General features: G+C 67.6%; 22 protein-coding genes, 1 tRNA gene and 1 pseudogene. 2 read left to right on the plus strand and 22 right to left on the minus strand.

Annotated elements, in window-relative coordinates; translation table 11 throughout:
- Positions 1-41 precede the first annotated feature (41 nt).
- From SPHPHY_RS19515 to SPHPHY_RS0106055, 17 genes and pseudogenes are all read right to left on the minus strand, one after another.
- Complete coding sequence (locus SPHPHY_RS19515) at positions 42-587, minus strand: HK97 gp10 family phage protein (RefSeq protein WP_022685794.1); 546 nt, start codon at positions 585-587, stop codon at positions 42-44.
- Positions 584-4,633 carry a phage tail length tape measure family protein gene (locus SPHPHY_RS0105980; RefSeq protein ID WP_022685795.1) on the minus strand — a complete coding sequence of 1,350 codons (4,050 nt, stop codon included), beginning with the start codon at positions 4,631-4,633 and terminating at the stop codon, positions 584-586. The genes SPHPHY_RS19515 and SPHPHY_RS0105980 overlap by 4 nt, the downstream gene beginning before the upstream one ends.
- On the minus strand, positions 4,633-4,806 hold the full coding sequence (locus SPHPHY_RS21890) for a hypothetical protein (protein ID WP_022685796.1): 174 nt from the start codon (positions 4,804-4,806) through the stop codon (positions 4,633-4,635). The genes SPHPHY_RS0105980 and SPHPHY_RS21890 overlap by 1 nt, the downstream gene beginning before the upstream one ends.
- Positions 4,803-5,063, minus strand: coding sequence for a hypothetical protein (locus tag SPHPHY_RS0105990; protein WP_022685797.1), 261 nt, complete (start codon positions 5,061-5,063; stop codon positions 4,803-4,805). Before SPHPHY_RS0105990 ends, SPHPHY_RS21890 begins: the two co-directional genes overlap by 4 nt.
- Complete coding sequence (locus SPHPHY_RS0105995; protein ID WP_196802131.1) at positions 5,063-5,806, minus strand: phage major capsid protein; 744 nt, start codon at positions 5,804-5,806, stop codon at positions 5,063-5,065. Before SPHPHY_RS0105995 ends, SPHPHY_RS0105990 begins: the two co-directional genes overlap by 1 nt.
- A 373-nt stretch (positions 5,807-6,179) precedes the next feature.
- Positions 6,180-6,389, minus strand: coding sequence for a hypothetical protein (locus tag SPHPHY_RS21895; protein WP_156025041.1), 210 nt, complete (start codon positions 6,387-6,389; stop codon positions 6,180-6,182).
- 451 nt (positions 6,390-6,840) lie between these two features.
- Positions 6,841-7,128 (minus strand): hypothetical protein, encoded by a 288-nt coding sequence (locus tag SPHPHY_RS0106005; RefSeq protein WP_156025042.1) that lies wholly within the window; start codon positions 7,126-7,128, stop codon positions 6,841-6,843.
- Positions 7,129-7,215: 87 nt separating this feature from the next.
- Positions 7,216-7,893, minus strand: a complete 678-nt coding sequence (locus SPHPHY_RS22475) for a hypothetical protein (RefSeq protein ID WP_231370367.1) — start codon at positions 7,891-7,893, stop codon at positions 7,216-7,218.
- Positions 7,894-8,350: 457 nt separating this feature from the next.
- Positions 8,351-8,581: pseudogene (locus SPHPHY_RS22780) on the minus strand (helix-turn-helix domain-containing protein); the annotation flags it as partial.
- 232 nt (positions 8,582-8,813) lie between these two features.
- Positions 8,814-8,890: transfer RNA gene (locus SPHPHY_RS0106020), tRNA-Arg, on the minus strand.
- A 60-nt stretch (positions 8,891-8,950) separates the two neighbouring features.
- The gene (locus tag SPHPHY_RS0106025; protein WP_043129955.1) at positions 8,951-9,352 is read right to left on the minus strand and encodes a hypothetical protein; all 402 of its coding nucleotides are present in this window, start codon (positions 9,350-9,352) and stop codon (positions 8,951-8,953) included.
- 2 nt (positions 9,353-9,354) lie between these two features.
- Entirely contained in the window at positions 9,355-10,014 is a 660-nt protein-coding gene (gene nth / locus SPHPHY_RS0106030) for an endonuclease III (protein ID WP_022685804.1), read from the minus strand.
- A 10-nt stretch (positions 10,015-10,024) separates the two neighbouring features.
- Positions 10,025-10,753, minus strand: coding sequence for a 4-hydroxy-tetrahydrodipicolinate reductase (gene dapB, locus SPHPHY_RS0106035; RefSeq protein WP_022685805.1), 729 nt, complete (start codon positions 10,751-10,753; stop codon positions 10,025-10,027).
- 88 nt (positions 10,754-10,841) lie between these two features.
- On the minus strand, positions 10,842-12,524 hold the full coding sequence (gene mqo / locus SPHPHY_RS0106040; protein ID WP_022685806.1) for a malate dehydrogenase (quinone): 1,683 nt from the start codon (positions 12,522-12,524) through the stop codon (positions 10,842-10,844).
- A gap of 225 nt (positions 12,525-12,749) precedes the next feature.
- Positions 12,750-15,329, minus strand: coding sequence for an ATP-dependent chaperone ClpB (gene clpB / locus SPHPHY_RS0106045; protein ID WP_022685807.1), 2,580 nt, complete (start codon positions 15,327-15,329; stop codon positions 12,750-12,752).
- 75 nt (positions 15,330-15,404) lie between these two features.
- Positions 15,405-16,202: a glycosyltransferase family 2 protein gene (locus tag SPHPHY_RS0106050; RefSeq protein WP_081645257.1), complete on the minus strand. Its 798-nt coding sequence runs from the start codon at positions 16,200-16,202 to the stop codon at positions 15,405-15,407.
- On the minus strand, positions 16,172-17,224 hold the full coding sequence (locus SPHPHY_RS0106055; protein ID WP_022685809.1) for a glycosyltransferase family 4 protein: 1,053 nt from the start codon (positions 17,222-17,224) through the stop codon (positions 16,172-16,174). The genes SPHPHY_RS0106050 and SPHPHY_RS0106055 overlap by 31 nt, the downstream gene beginning before the upstream one ends.
- 60 nt (positions 17,225-17,284) lie before the next feature.
- On the opposite strand from SPHPHY_RS0106055, the gene SPHPHY_RS0106060 reads away from it, so the two are divergent.
- Positions 17,285-18,061, plus strand: coding sequence for a glycosyltransferase family 2 protein (locus tag SPHPHY_RS0106060; protein ID WP_043129956.1), 777 nt, complete (start codon positions 17,285-17,287; stop codon positions 18,059-18,061).
- Positions 18,062-18,073: 12 nt separating this feature from the next.
- Positions 18,074-19,048: a hypothetical protein gene (locus tag SPHPHY_RS0106065; protein ID WP_028056550.1), complete on the plus strand. Its 975-nt coding sequence runs from the start codon at positions 18,074-18,076 to the stop codon at positions 19,046-19,048.
- A gap of 203 nt (positions 19,049-19,251) precedes the next feature.
- On the opposite strand, the gene SPHPHY_RS0106070 is transcribed toward SPHPHY_RS0106065, so the two are convergent.
- The 5 genes from SPHPHY_RS0106070 to dnaJ all read right to left on the minus strand — a co-directional run bounded on the left by SPHPHY_RS0106070 (position 19,252) and on the right by dnaJ (position 25,677).
- Positions 19,252-20,652, minus strand: coding sequence for an efflux transporter outer membrane subunit (locus SPHPHY_RS0106070; protein ID WP_022685810.1), 1,401 nt, complete (start codon positions 20,650-20,652; stop codon positions 19,252-19,254).
- Positions 20,649-21,809, minus strand: a complete 1,161-nt coding sequence (locus SPHPHY_RS0106075) for an HlyD family secretion protein (RefSeq protein ID WP_022685811.1) — start codon at positions 21,807-21,809, stop codon at positions 20,649-20,651. The genes SPHPHY_RS0106070 and SPHPHY_RS0106075 overlap by 4 nt, the downstream gene beginning before the upstream one ends.
- Positions 21,806-23,458 carry an MFS transporter gene (locus SPHPHY_RS0106080; RefSeq protein WP_022685812.1) on the minus strand — a complete coding sequence of 551 codons (1,653 nt, stop codon included), beginning with the start codon at positions 23,456-23,458 and terminating at the stop codon, positions 21,806-21,808. Before SPHPHY_RS0106080 ends, SPHPHY_RS0106075 begins: the two co-directional genes overlap by 4 nt.
- 108 nt (positions 23,459-23,566) lie before the next feature.
- The gene (era, locus tag SPHPHY_RS0106085) at positions 23,567-24,559 is read right to left on the minus strand and encodes a GTPase Era (RefSeq protein ID WP_022685813.1); all 993 of its coding nucleotides are present in this window, start codon (positions 24,557-24,559) and stop codon (positions 23,567-23,569) included.
- Positions 24,556-25,677, minus strand: coding sequence for a molecular chaperone DnaJ (gene dnaJ / locus SPHPHY_RS19520; RefSeq protein ID WP_022685814.1), 1,122 nt, complete (start codon positions 25,675-25,677; stop codon positions 24,556-24,558). Before dnaJ ends, era begins: the two co-directional genes overlap by 4 nt.
- Positions 25,678-25,825: the final 148 nt, after the last annotated feature.

Below are 25,825 nucleotides of genomic sequence, written 5' to 3' on the forward strand. Positions count from 1 at the left end.
AATGCTGGTGAGCGATTCAACGCGCAACCTTCCATTCCGGACTATCCGCTAGGAGCATCATTCGCCGCATCCTCGCTTTCCTTTACGGAGCCGGAAAGCCGTGAAGTTATGTAGCGCTGCGCCGCCGCCATCGCCTCGCCTTCCGCAGTGTCGACGGCAGGCCGCAGGAAGGGGTGCGGGGCGACGCCGGGGTGATGAACGATCGGCCCGACTGCCTCGCCCCCGATAACCAGCGTGCCCTGCTTCACGCCGCGGTTAATCGCGTTCACGCTCAGCCCGCTGCGGTCGCTGTCGTCGCGCACGGCGATAATATGCGGCTTCGTGCCATACTCGACCCAAGGGGCGAGGTAAGCGCCCGGGCCGGCTGTGTGGATCTTGGCCGCGACCTTCGGGCTGTCTGCCGACGCCACCACCTTGACCTTGATCGTGCCGCGCACCGTGTCGTTGATGCACCGTTGCCGCGCTTCGTCGGCGATCACCTTGCCGCCGGCACGCGCCGCGCCCTTAAGCACCTTCGCGATCTGGCGCGGCAGCTGGTCGAGAAGCTTCCGCCGCAGCGCCTCACGCCCTTCTATCGTGACCGTCATGCGGCCTGCACCACGCTGATGGCTTGTCCCTGACCTTGGTTCGTCACATCGCGCAGGACCTGCCGCGTCATGCGAGTGTGTTGGGCGATCTCGGCAAGCTGCATCTGGCTCTCGCGGCGGAGTCCGGCGATCTCTTCCTTGAGCTCCCTGACAACGTCCGTTTGGTCGGTGCTCGGCGATGTTGGCGCTGCCGCCGCCTGCGCCGCCGCTGCTGCTGCCATAAACCGCTCAGTGTCCGACTGCCCGCCGCGACTGCCGGTGATCGCGGCGATCGCCTCCAGCGCGGAAGCCGTCTGCGATCGCACTCGGTCTAGCTCCTGCCGGCTGGTTGCCTCGTTCCCGGCCGCCATCAGCAGCGACTGTGACAACCCAGTGAGCGTCTTGGCCGCGTCGAGGTCGCCGCCGCGCGTCGCCGCCAACGCAGCGTTGAACTGCCCCTGCAACATCGCGAAGCCGTTGCCGACGTCCGCCGCGCCCAAGCCCCGGATGCGGCGCACCTCGTCCATGATGGTGCTGCCGACGCCCTTCCATGCGTCCTGCAGATCCTGTGCAGCCTTCGCCGCGTCCTGCGCCGCCTCCGTCGCCCACACCTGCATCTGAAGCGCGCGGTTGCTGGCGTCGAGCTTAGCGAGGTCGAGCTCGCGGATGGCTGCCGTCTCGCCCTTCAACTCCAGCAAGCGCCGTTCCAGCGCTTGCCGCTCGGACAGGACGTCCGCGGCCGATCGCGCCCCGTCCATCTCTTTCTTCAGCTCGGCAAAGGAGGGAGCGAGTTGCAGCAAGGTCGCAAACGTTGCCTGCCCGGCAGTTGTCGTCAGGTTCTGCGCCTCCACAAGCGCGCGGAAGCCGGAAAGCGTATCGGGCATCGTTGCACCCAGGCTGACGAACGCCTTGCCGAGCTGCGCCAACCGCGCCGCGTTCTTCTCGGCCGGCGTGTAGAACGCCTCAAAATAGCTGCCGACGGCGCTGTTGAGGTCGCCGACGCTATCGAACTGCGCCGCCAGTCCGACCTTCGCATCGATGCCCAGCGTCCGCGCTGCGGTGCCGAGCAGGTCGAGCGATCCCGAGACCTGTTCCACCGTCGAGGACACGCGCACCAGCGTCTCGAACATGCCCTCGCCGAGCTTGGCGAAGCGCTCGAAACCAGGGAACGCGGAACTGGCCATGCCGTCCGCAGCCGCGCCGAACACCACGGTCAGCTTCTCCTGGATCTCGGTGCCGGTGAGCCCCTTCAGGTCGATGCGGCCAAGATTGACGACGAACCCGCTCACCCGCGACTGGATATCGCTCGTTGCCACGCCCAGCGGCCCCGCCGCCGCGGTTATCGCCTTATTGAAGTCCGACAGGATCAACGTGAATTGATTTTCCAGGCCGGCATCGGCGCCCGTGTACTTCGTGCTGTACTTCGTGCCGGTCGTGATCCCGAGGAACTTGGACGTCTTCTTGACGTCCGAATAGTAGGACGCGTCGAAGCCGCTGTTGAGCACCGATCCGACCGACTGCGGCCCGGCGAACAGGCCATTGCCTGTCACCTCCGTCTTGCTGCCGAACAGGTTGGCCAGCGCGCCGCCGAAGATCGGCACCATGGCCTTGAGCACCGATCCGATCGCGTTCGTCTGGAAGCCGGTCGACACGAGCGAGTCCGCGTTCACGTTGCCTGCGCGCACCACCAGCGAGGCCAGCCCGCCGATCCGCCCCTCGATCGATCGCAGCGTTGACGCCATCTCGCGGGAGCTGCCGAGCAGGGGGTCGATGCCCTTCAGGTCGTCGATGGCGCGCACGACCGATTCCGACTGCGCCGTGCTGTCGCCGAATACCGTCCCGGCACCGGTGTTGCTCGCGGGGGGTTTGGCGCTGCTACCGCCTCCGCTGAAGCCGACGCTGGCCATCACGCCCAGCATCGCGGCGACCGCGGGGAAGCCTGCCGGCCCGAGGCTGGCGAACATGCGCGCTGCGCCGCCGGCCACGTCGACCGCAGTCCGCGCGAGCTGCACCAGCGTCAGCGCCTTCTCTGCCGCCGCCATGGCCGCGTAGCCGCGACTATTCTCCGCGAACATGCCCTTCGCCGCGCCCGCGAGCGCCGTGGTGTTGGCCAGGCGCAAGCGACTGCTCTCGCGAATCTCCTGCTCGCGGGACAGGCCAGCGCGCGCGATGCGATCCTGCTGCGCGCCGTAATCCCCGAGGATCGACACGACGTCACCGATCGAATCGCCTGCGCGACCGAAGGCGCGCGACATAGCGTTCGCTGCTCGATCGGCGTCCCTGCTGATAGCCTCGAAGACGTTGACGTTCGTGCCCAGCAGCTTGTCGAGCCCCTTTACCTCCAGGTCGACCGTGGTGGTGATCGCGGGGATGCTGTCGAGTTCGCCCTTGAACTCCGCGACGGCTTGCTTCGCCTTCTCCGCGGCTTCCCGGATCGCACCGAACTGGTAGTCGCCCGCCTGATCGTCGGTGATGAGACCCGCCTTGCGCACCCTTTCGATCTCGGCCAGCGCCGTCTGATATCCGCGCTGCGACGCGCCTGCCGGGTCGAACCGCCCTTGCAGGCTCTCGTATGTGCTCTGAAGCTCTCGCACAGCCCGTTCGGCCAGCTTCAACTCGGCGCGGTGCTCGCGCAATTCCTTGTTGTGATCGCGCACGGCCGAGCGCGCGCCCTGCTGCGCCGCCTCCGCCGCATTGACGGCCTGCGTGGCACGCGTGAGGTCCGAGCGGTAGACGTCCAGCGCCCTGCCGCCTGCCTTGTCCGCCGCCGCTCCACGCTCCTGCACCAGCGCCAATTCGGCACGCGCACGGGCGAGGGGAGTGGTGGCCGTGGCCAGCGCCACCTGCTTCTCAATGAGGGATGCGGAGGCGCGCGCCGCGCCCGTCGCGCCGCCCGCGAGCATCGCCAGCTCCTTGCGAAGCTTCTCGTTCTCGCGACTGGCCAGCACCGCGCCGCCGGCCGTGGTGCTCAGTTGCAGCGCAAGCTTGCCCAGCTTCGGATCTGCTCGCGCCAGCGCACCGATCGTGTCCACGAGCTTGCCGACGTCGCCGTTGGCCTTAGCGATTGCCGCGGTAACGCGGGCGTCGGTCATGCGCATGATGACCGGCGCGCCCGAGGACATGCTGCCGGCGATCGGCGCGTTCACGTCGAGCTGGTTCCGCGCGAGACGGAAGGTATCAGCGCGCGCCTCGCTCATCGCCTTGTCGTTGGCCGCGAGCTGAGCCTGCCGCGTCAGTACGGCGTTCAGCACCAGCGTCTTGTTCTGCTCGACCAGCCGACCGGTCGTGTCGTCGATGAAGTTGCCGATATCGGATTGGCGCGCCTGGAAGGTCTTCATCGCCTCCTCAGCCTTCTTCGCCGCGTCCTCATTGTCGAGCAACTTGCTGCTGAGGGTGCCGACCACCAGCGCGCCTGCGGTCAGGGCCAAGCCCCAAGGTCCCATCATGAAGGCGCCGAACTTGCCGGCCGCCCCGCCCATATAGGTCATCTGGCTGGCGACCTGCCCGCCCTGGATGGCCAGCACGTTCAGCACGTTCGTTCCCATGCTGACCTGCGTGAACACGTCCTGCGCCTGGGGCGCGATCGCTGCCATAGCGCTGCCGGTGCTCTTCATGCCCCGCGCCGCGCCGTTGCCGGCCGCCTCAAGCGCTGCCAATCGCGCCGCCGCCGCCTCGAGCTTATCCGCCGCCGCGCCGGCGCCCAGGTCCCGCGCCGCCGCCGCCTTCATGGCCGCATCGTACGCGCGCACCTCCGCCGCCGTCTTCCCGAACACAGTCGCTTGCCGCTCAAGCCGGCTGGTAAGGCGGATCGTCTCTTGCTCGATGCGGACCATGGCTTTCGACGCGGTGTCGCCGGCCTGATCCGCCGCGTTCGCGAGGGTGCTGAATTGGAGGCCAGCTTCGCGGACGTTAAGTCCGCCCCGAACCGCCTTCTGCACCTTCTCCCACTCGCGAATGATGTTCGCCTGGGTCTTGCCGACCACATCGTCGAGCGTCTTGAAACCGCCGAACACGGCTCCGAAGTCGATCGCGAACTCGGCGCTGAGTGTGGCGTTGTCCTCGTCCATCAGCCTGCCTCCACCAGGTTCGCAAGGCGCGACAGCCGCGATCGGCTCGCACGAGCTTCCGCACGCTGTCGAAGCAGCAGCGCGTCAAACTCCTGCTGATGACGGGTGAGCAACTCCTTGCCGTCCGCCTCAACAGCCCTGATCTCGGCGAGTACCGCCGCGAGTTCGATCATGGCTGCGTCACCTGCTCTTCCAGGTCGGCCAAGCGGCCTGCGAGATGGTCGATGACAATCAGGAGGGTGTCCGTCAGCCGCTCCTCACGGCGCAGCATCGCGCCCTTCAGGCCATCTAGCTCGCAGAGGATGCGATCCTGCGTCGATAGTTTCGCCATCGCCGCCGCGTCGCGGGCGCTATCCGCGATCGACTTCGGCTTCAGCGGTGCAAAGTGTCGCCGAAGATCGGCAAGCGCCTTTTCGACTTCCGCGCTCATTACCACGCGGCTCCGGTCACCATCTGCACCGCGCCCGGCATCCGCGATGCCCACGCGCAGCGCAGGATCAGGCGAAGGGCAAAGCCTGCCGTCTGGAAAATGCTCGTCACCGGCGCGGCTACGGCGTTGGGGCTGCCAGCAGTCGCTATCTGTGCCGGGTTCGTGTCCTCCCAATGGATCGCGGTCGCGGTCGCCACGTCCACCTGCGGAAGCCCGTCAAAGGCCGATGCGATCGCGTTCGTCTCGACTGCAACGACAGTGCCAGGCGCGAGCCGGGGCGTCGGCACGATCACGTCGGCGAAGGCGGCTGAGCGAAGCCGAACGGCGACTTCCTGTCGCGGATTGGCGAAATAGAGGATGCCCGTGCCGCCGCCGGCAGCGCTGATTGCCCCTGCCAGTCCCGCGAGGTCCGCAACCATGGCGTCCGCTGGGCCACCGGACGCCGCCGCGATCGGCGAGACACCAGCGAGCAACCCGGCCGGGCGCGCATCGGAACCGGCAGCGTCGGAAAACAGGGCGGCGTCGAGCGCCGATGCAGCCGCGTCCCGCATAGCCATCTCGATCACATCCAGGGCGTTCTCCGCCGAGTATTGAGCGAGGTCACCGCTGATGCCTGTGATCGCCGCCAGCTTCCGTTGCGGTCCAAGGGTCGCGCCTGCGAAATTCCCGGTGACGGCTGGGATCGGCTGCCCTTCTGCGACGAACGCCGGATCGCGGATCACCTTGCCGAGGCCGGGCAGCACGGCGACGTTCTGCCCGGTCAGGTCGACCCGCGCACACGCTGCAAACAACCGCGCCGCCGCACTGGCGGGCGCGAGGCTGGCGAGGAACGCCGCGACAACCTTACCGCTAGCGAGTTGCCCGCCCCAGCCATTGCTTGAGGCAGGCGCGGTCGCAGCCTTCGTCAGCGCCTCGCATACGCCGGGGTCGCTTCCCCAATAGTGCTTGGCGACGTCCTCCGGGCGCATCCCAAGCATCTTGGCTGATGCGACAGATACGGCGTGCTGCCGCCACAGCTTCAGCACGTCTGCGTCGGGGCGATCGGACGGGAGAAAGAACTTTGTCATGGCGCCGTTCTACCTTCGTTTCTGGCGAAGTTTCGTCACGCGTGACGGTTTATTTTGCCCACCGGCGCGCCCACTCTTGCACGATCTCGGAAAGCGCATCTTCCACCTTCGCTCGGTCCTGCGCATCGCGCTCGGTCAACCGCCGCGCCTCAATCAGCGCCAGCAGCAGACTGTCGTTACCTGCGATGCGGTAGAGCACAACTCGATCAGATTGGCGCTGCCGGTATCGGCGCGCGCGTTCGGCTGGCGTGAGGGCCATGCGCTACCCCCCTCAGGCTAGGTTCGCGAAAGTCCGCGAAAGTTCGCAGGTGCGAACCAGAGCGAACCATATTCAACGATGGCCGAAGTGGCGGATTTCTGCGGGTTTTTGTTGGTTGCCACAGGTTGCCAAAGTTCGCACTGGCAACCTGCCTGCGTACTTTTCAAACAAGATGTGGACTTCGTGGATGAAAGGTCAGCGCCTAGTCTCCGCCTAGTCATCACCGGCTCCAGGTAGAACAAAGCGGGGCGAGGCGGGTTTGCGAGCGGGTTGCCGGCAGTTGAACCGGCTTTAAAAAGTCCGCACCAATTTCCCCCACGGAGAAAAAATCTCTGCGTGGCAGCGGGACCGGTACGGGACGGGAGGGAACCTGCTAAGTTGAGGGCCCCCCCCCGGGGTAAGAGGTGCCGAGCAGCAGGCCATCGCCAGTGGCTGCGGCCCGGTGCCGGGATCAGACCTGCGCGTAAGGTTCGAACGTGTCGATGAATTGATGCAAGCTGTCGCTGGAATCGGGAGCGTTGTCCGCATGCTCCCGAGCGGACCCGATCGCCTGACGCAACCGAGCACGATCGCCATCCGCCATGTCGCGCAGAACGCCAGAACCAAGGGCATACAGCACAACGAACTCGAGAATGCTCTGACGGGCCATGACGGAAGACAGCATCTGAAATTGACGATTGGCTACGTCGGATTGGCTTCGCATAGCCTTCACCAGCCGTTCGCTCTTCGGTGCACGCATTCGGGTCTCTCCTGTTTGTCGGTCGGTGAAGCGTAGCAAACGTGCTGCGCTCTAATCGAGGGTGCTCAAGGGCGTTCAGCATGCCCATCAGCGCTGCCACGGCATCACGCCGCCTCCCGAGCGCCGCCGGTGTGCCTCCTCGTCGGGCGTGAGATCCCGGCGGTAACCCTCGACGTCGTATCGAAAGGTCGCGCCCTTGATCACTAAGGTTTTGTTGTGAGCGTCCACGTGGTCAGGATGGATTGGTGCGATGGCCGACACTGGCTCACGCTTGTAGCGCAGCCCTGAGTTACCGGCCTCGTCGACATACCATTCGATGTTTGAGCGGTTTGCCAACGCACCTGCATTGCGAATACACGCGAAAGCTTCCGAGCTCGCGTGTTCTGCCGCCGGCTCGTACGTTTGCTCGAAACTGCGACGCTGATCTTCCTGACAAAGTGCGACTAAGTCGGATGCGCGCGGCATCCACCGTTCCGCCCGCACCCACTTGGAAATGGCTCGCTCGAGCCGGTCAGCTGGCAAATCGGCAACGTCTAGCGCGAGAAGACGCAGCGCCTCACCATGTGCAGCTAGATCAGTTGCTGCGGTAGGACGGTAACGCAGGCCAAGCTCCGCGATCAGCCTGCCAATCGCCGGCGGTACGTTCGGCTTCTTCAGCGGCTCGGGCCGCGTGGAGCATGTCGAGCGCCGGATCGGGCCGAGATCCTCGTACGCTCCGGTCCGATTGGTGCGGACCAGAGTAGCCGCTTCGCTGTGATAATCCATTGTTGGTGTCCTTGATCGGGTAGAGGTCGGTCCAGAGGCGGAAGGTCGATTGATCGAGGACCTCGCCTGGCGGGTGACCGGCATCAGCCAGCGTCCGGAGCTTGCCGACTGCGAGGGTCAGTGCTCGGGTGGTTTCCCTCGCTCCCTTCGAGTGACGCATTTCCAGCCAGCCTTCCCAAGCATCGGCAGGGATCCAATCCGGGAGATCGAAAGTGGGCTGCGCACGCGCACGCTTCTTCTGAGAAGACGTAGTCTTCGAAGAAGTAGGTTCCTTGGGAGGTTCCGTGTCCCGTTTTTGGGACTCTTTCTCGGGAAAAACGGTACTGTTTAACGGTCCCGTTTTCGGGACGCTTTGCTCTACCGGTGCCGTCTCTGGGACCGTTTCGATCGGCAGCCTGTAGACTTTCACCTGACGTGTTCGGCCGCACCGACGACCCGTGTCGAGCAGGAGCCCGGCAGCTTCCAGCGAGGCCGTCGACTTCATTACGGTCTTGCGGTCGCAGCCGGTCCACTCGCAAAGCGCCGCCACCGACGGGAAGCACTCTCCTGCCTTGTCTGCGTGATCTGCGAAGGCGATCAGGACCAGCTTGTCCAGCGGACGGGTGGGCTGTTGCCGCGCCGCCCAATAGCTTGCGTGGCTCACCCGAACTTCTTCGCGGCCCGGGCGAAGCACACCTGCCGACGCCATGCCTCAGTCGTGATGATCTCAACGGCGCTGGCGATCGCGTTTGCGCCGCCGGACGGCTTCACGTAAAAAGGCGTGAACCGATCGCTCCCAAGCGCCTGGTCACTCGCCCTCGTACCGGTTGCCGCCGGTGCGAGGGCTTCTGATTCTTGGGGTGGCGGATCAGCGTAGCTGACACATGACTTGCACGGGGCCGCCGTAACGCCCCATAAATTGCTGCTAAGCCGTTGATTTGTGGTGCACCCGACTGGATTCGAACCAGTGGCCTCTGCCTTCGGAGGGCAGCGCTCTATCCAGCTGAGCTACGGGTGCCGGTCGCGCCCGATTAGCAGGCGATCGCGGCGGGCGCTACCCGTTTCGACGTGCAAAACGTCATCGGGCGAGCGTCACCGGCTGGAAAGGGGCCAGGCCGCAACTCGCGCCGCGTGCCGGGCCGCTGGCGTAGAGCACCGTGATGATGTCTTGCGCGCATAACTGGCCGATCGAGGTCGCGTAGCCGAAGCGCCGTTCGCTGCCGAGCCCGGGGCAGCCCTGCGGCAGGGTGACGCGGTACAGTTTGCGGCCGCTGGTGCGGAAATCGATCACGCGGTCGCTGCGCACGAGGCTTTCCTCGATCGCCTGGATCGGCAGGCAGGTGCGGGGCGCGCCGGCCGGCGTGGCGACCGGCACGACAGGACGATCGCGCGCGGGCGCCGCTGCGGTGATCAGTAGACAGGGGGCGATCAGCAGGACGGAGGCGGGCAGCAGGACGGAGGCGGGCAGCGAGCGGCGCATCGTCACTCCTTGGCGGGTTTGGCCACGGGGGGCGGGGTCTTGGGCTTGAACGCGCACAGGTCGATCTCGATGCAGCGCCAGCATTCGGGCTTGCGCGCCTTGCAGACGTAGCGGCCGTGCAGGATCAGCCAGTGATGCGCATGGACCCGGAACGGCGCCGGAGTGACGGCATCGAGCCGCTTCTCGACCGCGAGCACCGTCTTGCCCTTCGCCAGCCCGGTACGATTGCCGACGCGGAAGATGTGCGTATCGACCGCGAAGGTCTCAGCGCCGAACGCCACGTTCATGACGACATTGGCGGTCTTGCGCCCGACGCCGGGAAGCTTCTCCAGCGCCTCGCGGTCCGGCGGGACGCAGCCGGCATGTTCGTCGATCAGCGCCTGCGACAGCGCGATGACGTTCTTCGCCTTGGTGTTGAACAGGCCGATCGTGCGGATGTGCTGTTTCAGCCCGTCGAGCCCCAGCGCGACCATCTTCGCGGGCGTGTCGACCTGTGCGAACAACGCGCGTGTCGCCTTGTTCACCCCCGCATCGGTGGCCTGTGCGGACAGCACGACCGCGACCAGCAGCGTGTAATCATTGACCGATTCAAGCTCGGTCTCGGGATGCGGATTGGCCTCCGCCAGGCGACGGTAGAATTCGGCGACAGTCTTCCGGTTCATGGTGCCTTCTTCAAAGCCCGAGCACCTCGGCCATCGCATAGCGGCCCGGTGCGCGGCCGGCGAGCCACAGCGCCGCCTTTACCGCGCCGCGCGCGAAGATCGTGCGATCCTCGGCGCGGTGAGCGATCTCGATCCGCTCGCCCTCGCCCGCGAACACCACCATATGGTCGCCGACGACGGAGCCGCCGCGCAGACTGGCGAAGCCGATCGTGCCTTCGCTGCGCGCACCGACAAGCCCGGCGCGGCTATCGACGCGGACCTCGGCGAGCCGCGTCGCGCGCCCTGCCGCGGCGGCGTCACCGAGCAGCAGCGCGGTGCCGGAGGGGGCATCGACCTTGTGGCGATGGTGCATCTCCGCGATCTCGATATCCCAGTCGGGTCCCAGCCGCGCCGCTGCCTCGCGCACCAGCATTTCCAGCAACGTAACGCCGAGAGAGGTATTGCCGGTCTGGAGCACCGGGATCACGTCCGCGGCCTGTTCGAGCAGCGCCTGATGCGTGGCGAGCAGCCCGGTGGTGCCGATCACGATCGGGGTGCGTGCCGCAATCGCCGCCGCCAAATGCGATTCGAGCGCGGCGGGTGTCGAGAAATCGACCAAAACGTCGGCGGCGTGCGCGATCGGGAACGGATCGCTGCCCGCGTCGGCACCACCCGCGATCGCCACACCTTCCGATGCGGCGATCGTCGCGATGGCGCGGCCCATGCGGCCGTTGTTGCCGTAGATGCCGATGCTGGTCATGCCGGGTGCCTTGAGCCGAAGAGCGATGTGAGTGCCCCTCTCGCATGAAAGACCCGGTCAGGAACAGGGGCGGCGTTGCACCACGAGACTATAGCGCGAGATCGGGATGGCGATCCGGCTTCACGCGCGTCGCGGCCGGGCGCGGCGTCGTGGCGACCTGGACAGCGGGCGAGGCGATGGCGAGTTGCAGCACCTCCGCGGTCTGCGCCCACTCGCTCGCCAGCCGATCCGGCTGATCGTTGAGGGCGACGCCGTAGCTGGGCACCATCGCGGTGATCCGCTGATGCCACGCCGGGGTCGCCAGCCGATCGGCGAAGACCTTCCTGAGCAGGTTCAGCATGATCGACGGCGCGGTCGAGGCACCGGGGGACGCGCCGAGCAGCGCCGCGATCGAACCGTCCTTCGACGCGACGATCTCGGTGCCGAGCTTCAACACACCGCCCTTTTCAGGATCACGCTTGATGATCTGCACGCGCTGACCCGCCTGCCACAGCCGCCAGTCGGCGTCCTTTGCGCCGGGCAGATATTCGCGCAGCGCGTTCATCCGGTCCTCCTGGCTCATGATCAGCTGCCCGGCGAGATATTCGACGAGGTCGAAATCATCCCAGCCGACGCTGAGCATCGGGCGGAAATTGTCGAGCGTGACCGAGGCGGGGAGATCGAAGTACGACCCCTCCTTGAGGAACTTGGTGGAGAAGGTTGCGAACGGGCCGAACAGCAGCACCTGCTTGCCGTCGAGGTAGCGCGTGTCGAGGTGCGGGACCGACATCGGCGGCGATCCGGTCGCCGCCTTGCCGTAGACCTTGGCGAGGTGGCGTTGCGCGATCGCGGGATCGTCAGTGACCAGGAACGAGCCGCCAACCGGGAAGCCGGCGTAATCTTCCGCCTCCGGAATGCCCGACTTCTGAAGGATCGGCAGCGCACCGCCGCCCGCGCCAGCGAAGACGAAGCGGGCGGTGATCACCTGCTCGCTGTCGTCCTTCATTCCCGTGGCGGTGACGCGCCACGTGCCGTCGGCGTTGCGCTCCAGTGCACGAACTTCGTGTCCCGTGGTCAGCGTGAACTTCGGCTGTTTCTTCAGCGTCGCGATATACTGGCGCGTCACCTCGCCCCAGTCGCAATCGGTACCGAGCGGCGAACGCGTCGCGGCAAGCGGTTCGCCACCGGCGCGGCCCTCCATCATCAACGGCACCCACGAGGCGATCTGCGCCGGATCGCTGGTGAATTCCATGCCGGAGAACAGCGGGCTGGCGCCCAGCGCCTCGTAGCGCTTCTTCAGATAGGCGGTGTTTTCCGCTCCCCAGACCAGATTCATATGCGGCGTGGAGTTGATGAACGAGCGCGGGTTACCCAGCACCCCGGCCTTCACCTGCGCGGCGAGGAACTGGCGGGTGACCTGGAATTGTTCGTTGATCTCGATCGCCTTGGCGATTTCGACGCGACCGTCGGCCTTGTTGACGGGCGTATAGTTCAGTTCGCACAGCGCCGAGTGACCGGTGCCGGCGTTGTTCCAGCCATTCGAGCTTTCGTCCGCGACCGTGTCGAGGCGCTCGACCAGCTCGATCGTCCAATCGGGTTCAAGCTGCTTGAGCATGACGCCCAGCGTGGCGCTCATGATCCCGCCGCCGATCAGCAGGACATCGACCTTCCGTTCGCTGCGCGCCGCGCGCGCGGTCGGCGCGGCGATCGAGGCGGTGCCGGCGGCGAGCGCCGTACCGAGCAGGTTGCGACGCGTGACGCCGGGGCGGGGGGAGGGGGTTTCGGTCTGCACCGCAGGATCTTTCCGCTATGACGACCATCCCTGCGGAGCGGTGATCCGCTGCGCAGGGATGGTCGCAGGATGATGGTCAGTGACGCGGGCGGCGGTCAACGCCGCCCTGCATCGCTATGTAATCCTCACCCAAAAACGGATCGCTTCGCCTTCCAGATGGCGGCTGAGGTCGCGACGTTCAAGGCGTGGCGTGTGACAAAGCGTCCCCTGCCACGCCCTGCGACGTCACGCGACGTCCAGCATCAGCTTCCCATCGCCTTCGTCGACATGGACGTTCGCGCCGTCCTTCACCTCGCCACGCAGGATCAGTTCGGCAAGCGGATCCTGGAGGTGGCGCTGTACCGCGCGCTTGAGCGGACGGGCACCATAGACCGGATCGTAGCCGACGCGCCCGAGCCACGCGCGCGCGGCGTCGGTCAGGTCGAGCGTGACCTTGCGATCCGCCAGCAGCTTGCCGACTCGCCCGACCTGGATGTCGACGATCGGCCCCATGTGCGCCTGACCCAGCCGGTGGAACAGGATGATCTCGTCCAGCCGGTTGAGGAATTCCGGACGGAAATGCGCGCGCACCACGTCCATCACCTGTGGCTCGACGCTTTCCACCGCATCGTTCTCGCCCATGTTGGCGAGATACTGGCTGCCGAGATTGGAGGTCAGGATGATCAGCGTGTTCGAGAAGTCGACGGTGCGCCCCTGGCCATCGGTCAGGCGACCGTCGTCGAGCACTTGCAGCAGCACGTTGAACACGTCGCCGTGCGCCTTCTCGACCTCGTCGAACAACACCACCTGATAGGGACGGCGCCGCACCGCCTCCGTCAGGACGCCGCCTTCCTCATAGCCGACGTAGCCCGGCGGCGCGCCGATCAGCCGCGATACCGCGTGCTTCTCCATGAACTCGCTCATGTCGATCCGCACCATCGCGCTGGAATCATCGAAGAGGAATTCGGCGAGCGCCTTGGTCAACTCGGTCTTGCCGACGCCGGTCGGCCCGAGAAACAGGAACGAGCCGAGCGGCCGGTTCGGGTCCTGCAAGCCCGCGCGGGCGCGGCGGACCGCCGTGGAAACGGCGCGCACCGCATCGGCCTGCCCGATCACGCGCTTGCCGATCACCTCTTCCATCCGCAGCAGCTTTTCGCGCTCGCCCTCCAGCATCCGCTCGACCGGCACCCCGGTCCAGCGGCTGACGACGCCTGCGATATCGTCGGCGGTCACTTCCTCACGCAGCATCGCGCCCTTGGTGGTCGCCGCGGCTTCGGCGAGCTGCTTCTCCAGCGCCGGGATACGGCCGTAGGAAAGCTCCCCTGCCTTGCCGAGATCGCCCTGCCGCTGCGCCTGTTCCAGCTCCAGCCGCGCGGCGTCGAGCTGTTCCTTCAGCTTCGCCTCGCCCGCGATCTTGTCCTTCTCGGCGCGCCAGCGGCCGGTGAGTTCGGCGGACTGCTGCTCGAGGTTGGCGAGTTCGCCCTCCAGCGTTTCCAGCCGGTCGATCGACGCTGCGTCGGTCTCGCGCTTGAGCCCCTCGCGCTCGATCTTGAGGCGCAGGATGCGACGGTCGAGCGTCTCGATCTCCTCGGGCTTGCTTTCCACCTCCATGCGGATGCGGCTGGCGGCCTCGTCCATCAGATCGATCGCCTTGTCGGGCAGGAAGCGATCGGTGATGTAGCGGTTGGAGAGCGTCGCGGCCGAGACCAGCGCGCCGTCGGTGATCCGCACGCCGTGGTGCAGTTCGTACTTCTCCTTCAGCCCGCGCAGGATGCTGATCGTGTCCTCGACGGTCGGCTCGCCCACGAACACCGGCTGGAAGCGGCGTTGCAGCGCCGGGTCCTTCTCTACGTGCTTGCGATATTCGTCGAGCGTGGTCGCGCCGACGCAATGCAGCTCGCCACGCGCCAGCGCCGGCTTGAGCAGGTTGCCCGCGTCCATCGCGCCCTCGGACTTGCCGGCGCCGATCAGGGTGTGCATCTCGTCGATGAACAGCACGATCTGACCGTCCGCGCCCTTCACCTCGTCGATGACGCCCTTCAGCCGTTCCTCGAACTCGCCGCGATACTTCGCGCCCGCGATCAGCGCGCCCATGTCGAGCGCCATCAGCGTCTTTTCCTTCAGGCCGTCGGGTACGTCGCCATTGGCGATCCGCAACGCCAGCCCCTCGACGATCGCGGTCTTGCCGACGCCGGGCTCGCCGATCAGGACGGGATTGTTCTTGGTGCGGCGGGCGAGCACCTGGATCGTGCGCCGGATCTCCTCGTCGCGCCCGATCACGGGGTCGAGCTTGCCGTCGCGCGCCGCCTGCGTCAGGTCGCGTGCGAACTTCTTGAGCGCGTCGTAGCGATCCTCGGCGCTGGCCGTGTCGGCGGTCCGCCCGCCGCGCAATCGCACGATCGCGGCATTGAGTGCCTCGGGCGTCGCGTTCGCGGCCTTCAGCGCCTTGCCGGCGGTGGTGTTGAGGCTGAGCGCCAGCGCCACCAGCAGCCGCTCGACCGTGACATAGCTGTCGCCGGTCTTCTGCGCGATCTGTTCGGCCTGGTCGAGCACGCGCACCGCATCCGCCGACAGGCCGGGGGTGTTCTGCGCGCCCGAGCCGCTGACCGCGGGAATGCGCGCGAGCGCGGCGTCGGTTTCGGTCACCGCGCGGCGCGGATCGCCGCCCGCGGCGGTGATGAGCCCGGCGGCCATGCCCTGCTCATCCTCGAGCAATGCCTTGAGGAGATGCTCGGGCGCGATCTGCTGGTGGCTCATGCGGATCGCAACGGTCTGCGCGGACTGGAGGAAGCCCTTCGCGCGGTCGGTGAATTTCTCTAGGTTCATCTGGAAGCCCTGTCTCGCTTGGCTGTCAGATGGTGTTGCTATTCGGCCACACAAGGGGATCGCCGCCGCGCGGTGTCAATCCCGCCACGTCTTTGCGCGCAGGTTCAGATTGTCCATGCGCCGCGCCGCCAGCCGCGGACCGAGGAAGCGATAGAAATACCAGTCCTTCGCCGTGGCGGGCGTGAAATGGTAGAGCAGCCGCTCTGGCAGGGTCCAGTTCACCGCGCTGCGGTCGCTGCGCCGGTCCGACGGCACGCACCAGAGATCGAACGGATAGACGACACGGCCCTGCTGCACGACCCGCTGCATGATCTCGTGATCCTCCAGCACGTAGCGCCACCAACGCTCCGCATAACCACCCGCCGCGCGCAACGCGTCGGTGCGGAACGTCTGGCCATAGCCGCCGGTGTGGGTCTGTTTCGGCCAGAGCCGGCTGGCGACCTGCACATGGCGGCGCTTGCGCAACGCGGCGCCCTCGTCGTCGGCCGGCACGTCGGTGCCCATCACGGCCACGACGCCGGGCGCGAAGGCAGCATCGGCGGTCGCGAGGTAATGCGGCGGATAGAGCGTGTCGGCGTCGCCGAATGCGACGAACGGCGTCGTGACCGCCGCGAGCCCGCATTCCAGCGCATGGATCTTGCCGGGGCGATCCTCGTGCAGGTGGACGATCTCGATTCCCGTCAGCGTCGCGCCGATCCGCCGCGCCAGCGCCGGCGATCCGTCCGTCGACGCGTTATCGACCAGCACCAGCCGGAACGGCCGCAGCGTCTGGCGACCGAGACTTTCCAGCGTGGCGGGCAGATAGTCGGCCTCGTCGAAATAGGGGATGACGAACGACCATTTCACCGCAGCATCCCCGCGAGCACCTGGCATGCCGGCACGCTGCTATCCAGCCCGTGCGTCGCCACCACGTGACGACGCGCCGCCGCGCCCATCGCCGCGATCCGGACCGGGTCGTCGAGCAGTGCCGCGGTCCCCGCCGCGAACGTTGCGCGATCCACGCGCAACCCGCAATCTGGCGGGATGACGTCGTCGCCCATCCGCGCGCCGAACCCGACCACCGGCTTTCCGCACGCCATCGCCTCGACGATCGCGCGCGGAAAGTAATCGCGCCGCCCGGCGTGGAAGTAGAGATGGCTTTGATGGAGGAGCCCCGGCACGTCGCGATGCGGGACGTGCCCCAGCCATTCGATGTGCGGATAGCGCCGCGCCAGCGCCGCGCCGTCCGGGCCGCCGCCCGCCACCGCCACGCGGTAACGCCGCGACAACGCGCCGACCTCGGCGAAACTCTTCCACCGCGACAGGCGGCTGATCGCGATCACGTCCCAGCGGGTCGGGCGTTGCTCGGGGTGGAACAGGGCGGTGTCGATCGACTTGGGCAACCGCAGCATTCGCGTGCGCGGGATCGCGACGCGCCAGAACGGCGGGTGCGCCAGCGCCCGTTCCTGCACGGCCGATTCCGGGAACACCATCTTCGCGAGCGGCAGCAGCCGGCTCCAGTAATCGCCGCCGATGATGACCGCGAAGCGGCGCTTCTCGGGCCGCAGCAGCTGGTCGAACAGATGATAGCCGATGCCGCCGTTCGTGCCGATCACCACGAACAGCGCGTCGGTGGCGGCGCGCGCGGCGGCGAGCATCACGGCGCTGACATGGTCGCGCGCCGGGTTGCGTGGATTGTCCGCGGTGAACAGGCGGACGGTGTAGCGGCTGGCTGCGTCGCCGGGAGCGGCGACGACGCATGCCTCGTGCCCGATCCCCCACAACTCGACTTCCACCCCCATCGCCGATAGGATAGCGGGCATCCGACGATCGCGATTGATCCACGCCAGCCATTCGGCCTGGTCGGCGACGCTGACGTAGGTGGGATAGCTGAGGATGAAGATGATACGCGTCATGGAATGCTCGCTGGTAGCCGGTTCGCGGCCTCCTGCCCAGCATCGGGCGGCGCGCGCATCATGATGCCGTTCGGCGACGAAGGGCCGCGGATCAGCTGCCTGATGGTCACCGCCGACCGCCGCCAGCTGGCGGAACGCTCGGTCGACTGCTTCCTTTCGCAGCATTATCCCAACCGCGAGCTGATCATCGTCGACGACGGTGCGGAGGATTACACCCCGATCCTGACGGCAATTCCGGCGGAGCGGTTGATCCACCACCGGCTGGTCAAGGACCCCGCGCGCACGCTGGGCGAATTGCGCAACCTGTCGCTCGATCTCGCGCGCGGCGACCTGCTCGCGCAATGGGATGACGACGACTGGTTCGATCCCGAGCGGCTGACGCGCCAATATGCAGCGCTGGGCGCGAAGGCGGCATGCTGGACGCACGCGACGCTGGTGCATCTCGACGATCCCGAATGGCTGGAGCGGCCGTATATCGGCCATATCCAGGGCGGCGCGCCCAGCACGATCCTGCACGTCCGCGACGACCACATCCGCTACCCTTCCGAGCGGAAGGGTGAGGACAGCACGTATCGCGACGAATGGGGTCGACGTGGCGCGGTGACGATGGGCGCCGAATGGTCGGCGCTGCTGATCCGCTGCTTCCACGGCAGCAATACGTGGGAGCGCGATCACTTCACTCGCCGCGTCGCGCTGCGCCCGATCGATATCGTCGAATGGAACATCCGCAAGCTGCTGGGCACGACCGCCAATTACTCGCAGTTCCGGCTGACGCCGCGGCAGCGCGCGTCGTTCGATGCCTTTTACGCGCAGTCGCGCGCGCTCGGCATCTTCTGACGCGCACGCGCGGTGTTTCAACAACGTCTCGAGCGCCTTCGGGCGCTGGCGGATCGCCCGGCGGCGCGGGTTGCGGGCAAGGTGGCGCGCGTTGCGTTCTTCGTCGGCATGATCGCGTGGATGGCGTTGAAGATCCGGGCGATCGGGTGGCGCGACGTCCTCGCCAGCCTGCCAGTCAACCCGCTGTTCTACATCCTGTTCGTCGTCGGGTTCCTCGTCCTGCCAGCCTCGGAGATCGTGGTGTTTCGCACGATCTTCGGGCGCGCGTTGCCGGGCGCGTTCCCGATCCTCATCCGCAAGCGCATCTATAACAGCGCACTCGTCGGCTATTCGGGCGAATTGTATCTCTTCGTCTGGCTGCGGCGCGTGATCGGGTTGCCCGGCAAGACGATCGCGATCGGGCTGAAGGACAATGCGATCCTGTCCGCGCTCGCCTCCGGGATGGTCACGCTGGTCTTGCTGGTCGTGTTCGCGGCAGCGGGCGATGCGCGGCGGATCGCGGCCTGGCTCGATCCCGGGCCGGCGCTGCTGATCGCGGGGCTGCTCGGCGCGGTCTTCCTCGCGCCGCTGTTGTTCCGGATGCGGCGGCAGTTGATCGCGATGCCTGTGCCGCAGATGATGCGCGTGATGACGATCCACGGCGCGCGGATCGTCGCGTCGGTGGTGTTGCAGGCGACGCAATGGGCGGTCGTGCTGCCGCAGGAGCCGTGGAGCGTGTGGCTGGTGTTCCTGACCGCGCAGATGGTGATCTCCCGCCTGCCGATCATCCCCAATCGTGACCTGCTGTTCCTCAGTGCCGCGCTGGAGATGAGCGGCGCGATCCAGGGCCCGCGCGAGGCGATGGCCGGGCTGTTGCTGGCGGGCGGGGCGCTGACGCAGGGGAGCAACCTGGCCTTTTACCTGCTCACCTCGCTCTGGAAGCAGCCGCCGGTCGAGAACGTCGATCTTCCGAGCGACGACGAGGACCGGATCGCCGGGATGCCCTAGGGCGGTTTCCGACCACGTTGCACCACCGACATCGCCCTTTGGGTGCTCGCTACGCGACGGGTGATTCCGGTCCGCCGCGGCGTTGCTCCCCGGTTACGATGCCGAAGCATCGCGCCCTCCTCGCGCCTTGCGGCGGATTCCAAATCCCCGCCGTGCCGATGGCGCAACATGATCGGAAACCGCTCAAGCGGCGCGCCGTCGCCTTAGCGGGTCACTGCCGCCACGTCGTCGCGCGTCCAGCCGCCGCCCATCGCCTGGTAGAGCGCGACATAGCTGTTGAGCCGGTCGGCCCGCGCTTGCGCCAGCGACAGTTCGGCAGTCAGCAAGGTGCGCTGCGCGTCGAGTTGCTCGATGTAGCTGGAATAGCCCGCGCGGTAGCGATTGGTGGCGTTCTGGAGCGCGCCACGCGATGCTGCCGCCTGCTCGGCAAGCGCCTGCGCCTGTTCGCCGGTGCGACGGACACCGGCCAGCGCGTCCTCGACCTCGCGGAACGCGGTGAGCGCAGTGCGCCGGTAGGCGAATGCCGCCTGATCGCGCCGGGCGGTGGCGGCGCGTTCCTGCGCACGCAGCCGCCCGCCGTCGAAGATCGGCGCGAGGATGCTCGCCCCGAGCGAGAACACCACCTCCGGCTGCGCCAGCGCGGTCGACAGCACGAGGTTGGCGGCACCGGTGAGCGACAGGTTGGGCAGCATCGCCGCCCGCTGGCTGTCGAGCGAGCGGTCCGCCGCGACCAGCGTCTGTTCGGCCTGGAACAGGTCGGGGCGGCGACGGAGCAGGTCGGCGGGGAGGCCGTCCGGGATCGCCGGTGTCGCCAGCCGCTCCAGCGTCGTGCCGCGGGCGACCGCACCGGGCACGTCCCCGGTCAGCAGCGACAGTGCGTTTTCGGCGCGGGTGATCGCCAGCTCGGCGGCGGGAACCAGTTGCGCGGTCGCCGCATATTCAGCCTGCGCCTGCCGGTATTCGAGCCGTGAGGTGTAACCGGCCTCGAACCGCCGCTGCGCGATCCGCAGCGCATTGGTGCGCGCCGCCAGCGTGTCGCGCGCGATCGCAAGGCGGTGGTCGAGCGCACGCAACGTGATGTAGCTTTGTGCGGCCGTGGATGCGGTGGCGAGGCGCACGGTGTCCGCCGCTGCCTCGGTCGCGAGCAATTGCGCCTGCGCCGCGCGCGTCGCCTGCCGCAATCGCCCGAACAGGTCGAGATCGTAGCTGAGCGTCACGCCGGGCTGCACCGCCGCCGAACGCGCCGTGGTGCCGAGCGCGCTGATCTGCTGCCCCTGCGTTTCGGGCACGGACCCGCCGAGCTGCGGCGAAAGCTGCGCGCGCGCCAGCGCCTCGGCAGCGCGGGCTTCCTCGACACGCGCGGCGGCGGTCTGGATATCGAGATTGTTGGCGAGCGCGCGCTGCACCAGCGCGGCCAACGTCGGATCGCCGAACGCCCGCCACCAGTCCGCGCGTACCGGCCCGCCCGCGGTGAGCGCGTTGCGCCACGCCGGCGGTGGCACGACCGCGGCGGCCTCCGGCGCGGCGCGGCGCGGACCGGGCAGCGCGCATCCCGCGAGCAGGAGCGGGAGCAGGGTCGGGAGCAGGGCGGGCGCGCGCCTCATTGCGCGTTCGACACGCCGCCGGTGTCGACGCGCGCCTGTACCGACATACCGGGGCGCAGCCGCTGGCTGAGCCGCTGGCCGGGATCGACGCGGATGCGCACCGCGATCCGTTGCGGCACCTTGGTGAAGTTGCCGGTGGCGTTGTCGGACTTGAGCACCGCGAATTCGCTGCCCGCGGCCGGCGAGATCCGCTCGACCCGGCCGGTCAGTCGTTCGTTGGCAAGCGCATCGACGGTGAAGCTCGCGCGCTGCCCGACCGCGATCCGCGCGGTTTGCGCTTCCTTGAAGTTGGCGATCACCCACGTCTCGGGCGGGACGAGGAACATCAACTGCGATCCCGCTGTCACATATTGGCCGTTGCGGACGCCGACCTCGCTGAGGCGACCGCCTTCCGGTGCGCGGATCACGGTGTTCGCGAGGTCGATCTTCGCGAGCCGCAGCGCGGCACGTGCGCCCGAGACGCCGGCCTGCTGCCCGCCGCGCCCGACCTCGACGGTGCGGATGTCCTGACGCGCGATCTCCTGCGCGGCCTGCGCCTGGTTCAGTTGCGCCTGCGCCTGGCGAAGCGCGGCAAGCGTCTGATCGCGTTCGCGAAGCGATACCGAGCCGTCCGTGACCAGATCGTTGACGCGGTTCATGTCGGCCTGTGCGCGCATCAACTGCGCGCGTGCGTTGGCGACGGCGGCACCCTGCGCGCCGAGGCTCGCCGCGCGGCTGGCGGCGGTCTGCTGGCTATTGGCGAGCGTCGCCTGTGCGCTCTCCACCTGCGCTTGCGCCTGCTCGACGCGTTGTGCGTAGATCCGGTCGTCGATCGCGACCAGCGGCTGCCCGGCGCGGACGTTCTCGAAATCGCGCACCAGCACGCGCGTGACGTACCCCGACACCTGCGGCGCGATGACGGTGGTGCGTCCGCGAACATAGGCGTTGTCGGTCGATTCGTAGGCGGTGGTGAACGGCCAGACGCGCCACGCCGCCAGCACCGCCGCAATGCCGGCGATCGCGAGCACCAGGATAAGCGCCACCGCGGTGCGCGACAGCGCCGGCGGGCGCCAGCCCGAACCGGCGGGGGCGGGGGTTGGCGCGGGCATTGCGGTATCCTCGGCCACCTTCTCCTCGGTGGCGGGCTGCGGGGCGACGGGCGAGCGGATGTCGGTCATGCGGTGGCCTGAACGCGTGCGCGCCACGAACGGCGCAACAGCAGGAAGAGGAGATAGAGGAAGGTGAGCGCGGCGAGCACCGCGATCATGCGGAACATGTCGTCATAAGCGAGCACGTTGGCCTCACGCGTCGCGGCCTGCGACAGCAGCGCGCCGCCCTCCGCCGCGCGCAGCGACGGATCGCCGACCACGCGCGCCACGCCCGCGCCGCCGGCCTGCAAGCGCGCCTGGACGATCGGGTCCGTGGGGTCGACCGCCTGCACCAGGGCGGCGCTGTTCGCCTTCTCGCGGACGATCTGGTAGGTGCTCAGCAGGGCGGTGCCCGCCAGCCCGCCGATCGAATTCAGCACGCCGAACAGCGCCAGGAAGCTGATGACGTGCCCGGCGCCCTGTTGCAGCGCGCGCGTCATCCCGAACAGCAGCGAAGGCCCGAGGAAGAACGCGCCGGCGAAGGCGATCGTCGCCTGCGTCAAATAGAGCTGCGGCGCGCGCGTCAGGCTGGTCGAGTAGGAATCGACCCACGCGGCGACGGCGACCAGCCCGATCGCGAGCATGACCGGATGCGCCAGCTTCGTGGGGTCGAGCGTCAGCGCGCTGATCACGAAACCCGCAACGGTGGCGAGGAAGATGATCGTGAAGAACGGCACGAGCTGATCGTTGTTCTGGCCCAGCACCGTCAGCAGCCCGACCGCGCCGTAGGTCTGTTCCGACAGCACGATCCGCGCCATCAGCGTGACGATCGCGAAGCGGATGATGTCGGCGCTGCCCAGCCAGCGCGTGTTGAGCAGCGGATTCGCGCGGTGATGCTCGATGATGAGCGCGGCGGCCAGCATCGGGATCGCGGCGAGCAGCGCCCAGCCGATCCACGTCGATTGCGTCCACCACACGTAGCGGCCGAGCCCCAGCACCGCCGCGAACAGCCCCATCGATCCGGCGAACAGCGCGAAGGTGACGAAGTCCAGTTTCTCGAACGCCTTCTGCCGCGTCGTCGGCGGCAGTCGAAAGGCAAGCACCGCCGCGAGGCTGAGCGCCGACAGCCCGAGTTCGAAGAGGTAGAGCGTGCGCCACTGGCTCATGGAGAGGAGTTCGGGCGAGAACAGCCGCGCGAGGGGGGTGGCGAGTTGCGGCACGCCGATCCCCAGCACGATCGCGCGCAACCGCCATTTCGCAGGGAAGGCCTGCATCAGATAATAGAGCGCGAAGGTGTTGAGCGCGGCGCCGGCCATGCCGCTGGCCCCGCGCACCAGCACCGCCGACCAGAAATCGCGCACGAAAAGATGCCCGAGCGTCAGCAGCAGGTAGAGCGAGAGGAAGATGATCGCGAACGGCCGCAGCCCGAATTGCTGCCGGAACTTGATCAGCAGCAGGTTGATGCTGACGTTGGTCATCACATAGACCGTCGGCAGCCACGCGATCTCCGCCGGATCCAGGCCGAGCGCTCCCGCCAACGTCACCGTATTGGCGGCGACGAGCGCGTTGCCGAAGCCGCTGGTCAGCCCGACCAGCACCGCGACCAGCGCATAGGCGATCTTGCGCGCCAGCGGATGGTCCGGCGAGCCCGGCGAGCCCGGCATGACCGGGCGTTCGTGCGGGGCATAGTCCCACCGTTCCTCGGCGAGGACGGTACGAAGACGGGTGAACAGGGCCATGACCGGAGCGTGTCCGCCGTCAGCGCCGGCGGAGCGAAGCAGTCCGGGACGGCACGCGCGCGGCCGTGGATCGCTTCGCTACGCCCGCGATGACGCGGCGGGCAGGGATCACTCCACCCAGTCGAGACCGAGGTCGCGGTAGACGCTGCGGTCTTCGTCCCAGTTCGGCTTGACCTTGACGTGCAGGTAGAGGTGCACGGGACGATCGAGCAGCACCGCCAGCTCGGCGCGCGCGCGTGCACCGATCTCCTTGATCCGCGCGCCGCCCTTGCCGAGCACGATCGCACGCTGCGATGCACGCTCGACCATGATCTGCTGGTGGATCTCCGCCGAGCCGTCCTCGCGATCGGTGAACTTCTCGGTCTCGATCACGCTGGCGTAGGGAAGCTCGGCGTGGAGTTGCAGGTAGAGCTGCTCGCGGGTCACCTCGGCGGCCATCGCGCGTTCGGTGGCGTCGGAGACCTGGTCCTCGGGGTAATGCCACGGCCCTTCGGGCAGCGCCTTGGCCAGCACGCGCTTGAAATGCGCGACGCCGTCGCCCGTCTGTGCGGAGATGAAGAACGTCTCCGCGAACGGCAGCAGCGCGTTCAGCTTTTCGGCGTGCAGCAGCAGCTTGGGCTTGTCGGCGAGATCGACCTTGTTGAGCACGAGGTAGATCGGCTCCGGCCGGCCCTTCAGCGCCTCGACGATCTCGGTCACCTTGGGGCCGAGCCCGCCCTTGCCGTCGACGATCAGCGCGATCACGTCTGCGCCCTCGGTGCCGCCCCACGCCGCGGCGACCATCGCGCGATCGAAGCGGCGGTGCGGCTCGAAGATGCCGGGCGTGTCGACCAGCAGCAGCTGCGTGTCGCCCTCGATCGCGACGCCCATCAGCCGGGTGCGCGTCGTCTGCGCCTTCGGGCTGACGATCGCGACCTTCTGCCCGACCAAGGCATTCACCAGGGTCGACTTTCCGGCGTTCGGCGCACCCACCACCGCGACCAGCCCGCACTGCCGCGGCGTCGCCTGCTCCGGCGAATGTTGCGAATGTTGAGACGCTGGCGCGTTGGATCGAGGCGGCGCGTCGGACTCAGGCGGCGCGTTTTCTGGCGTTTCGTTCATTCGCCGGCAATGGCATTCTTGAGCCGCGAGAAGAAGCCCTGGCTCTGCGGGCATTCGTCGCCGGTCTCGGTTTCGCGGAACTCCTCCAGCAGCGCGCGCTGGCGGGTCGACAGCTTGGACGGCGTCTCCACCTCGATCTGTATGACCAGATCGCCGAAGCCGCGGCCCTGCAGCACCGGCATGCCCGCGCCACGCTGCCGCAACTGCTTGCCCGACTGGATACCGGCCGGGATCTTCACCTCGTGGCGTTTCCCGTCGAGCCCGGGGATCGACATCGTGCCGCCGAGCGCCGCCGTGGTGAAGCTGATCGGTGCGCGTGCGAACAGCGTCGTGCCCTCGCGCTCGTAGATCGCGTGCCGCTTTACGTGCAGGAAGATGTAGAGGTCACCGGCCGGCGCACCGCGTGCGCCCGCCTCGCCCTCGCCGGTCAGGCGAACGCGCGTACCCTCGTCGACGCCGGGCGGCACCGAGACGGCAAGCGTCTTGGTCTTCTCGACGCGACCCTCGCCACGGCAATCCGCGCACGGATCGGTGATGACCTGCCCCGAGCCGTGGCATAGCGGGCAGGCGCGTTCGACCACGAAGAAGCCCTGCTGCGCGCGGACCTTGCCGTGGCCGTGACAATGCTGGCAGGTGTGCGCGTGGGTGCCGGGCTTCGATCCGGTGCCGTTGCAGGTGTCACAGGCGGCGGAGATGTCGACGGTGATCTCCGTCTCCTTGCCGTGGAACGCCTCCTCCAGCGAGATCTCCATGTCATAGCGCAGGTCGGCGCCGCGACGAACCTGCTGCCGGCCGCCGCCGCGCTGCCCGCCCATGAACTCGCCGAACACGCTTTCGAAGATGTCCGAAAAGCCGCCGAAATCCTGCGACTGCTGTCCGCCGCCGCCGCCGTTGCGGAACGCGGCGTGGCCGAAGCGGTCGTAAGCGGCGCGCTTCTGCGGATCCTTCAGACAGTCATAGGCTTCGCTGACCGCCTTGAACTTCGCCTCGGAATCCTTGCAGCCGGCGTTCTTGTCCGGGTGATACTTCATCGCGAGCTTGCGATAGGACGACTTGATCGTCCCGGCATCCGCGGTGCGCTCGCATTCGAGCAGCTCGTAATAATCGATTTCGGTCATGCTGTGCCCCCGCTCCCGACACCGTCACCCCGGCGCTCCGACTGCCTGCAAGTCAGGCGTTCAGGGCCGGGGTCCATCGCCACGTGCGGTTTCGTTCGTGGCGCCGGATACCGGCCTTCGCCGGCGTGACGGGAGGGGTTCATGTCAC

It is taken from the genome of Sphingomonas phyllosphaerae 5.2 (genome assembly GCF_000419605.1).
In the GTDB taxonomy this organism is placed as follows: domain Bacteria; phylum Pseudomonadota; class Alphaproteobacteria; order Sphingomonadales; family Sphingomonadaceae; genus Sphingomonas; species Sphingomonas phyllosphaerae_B.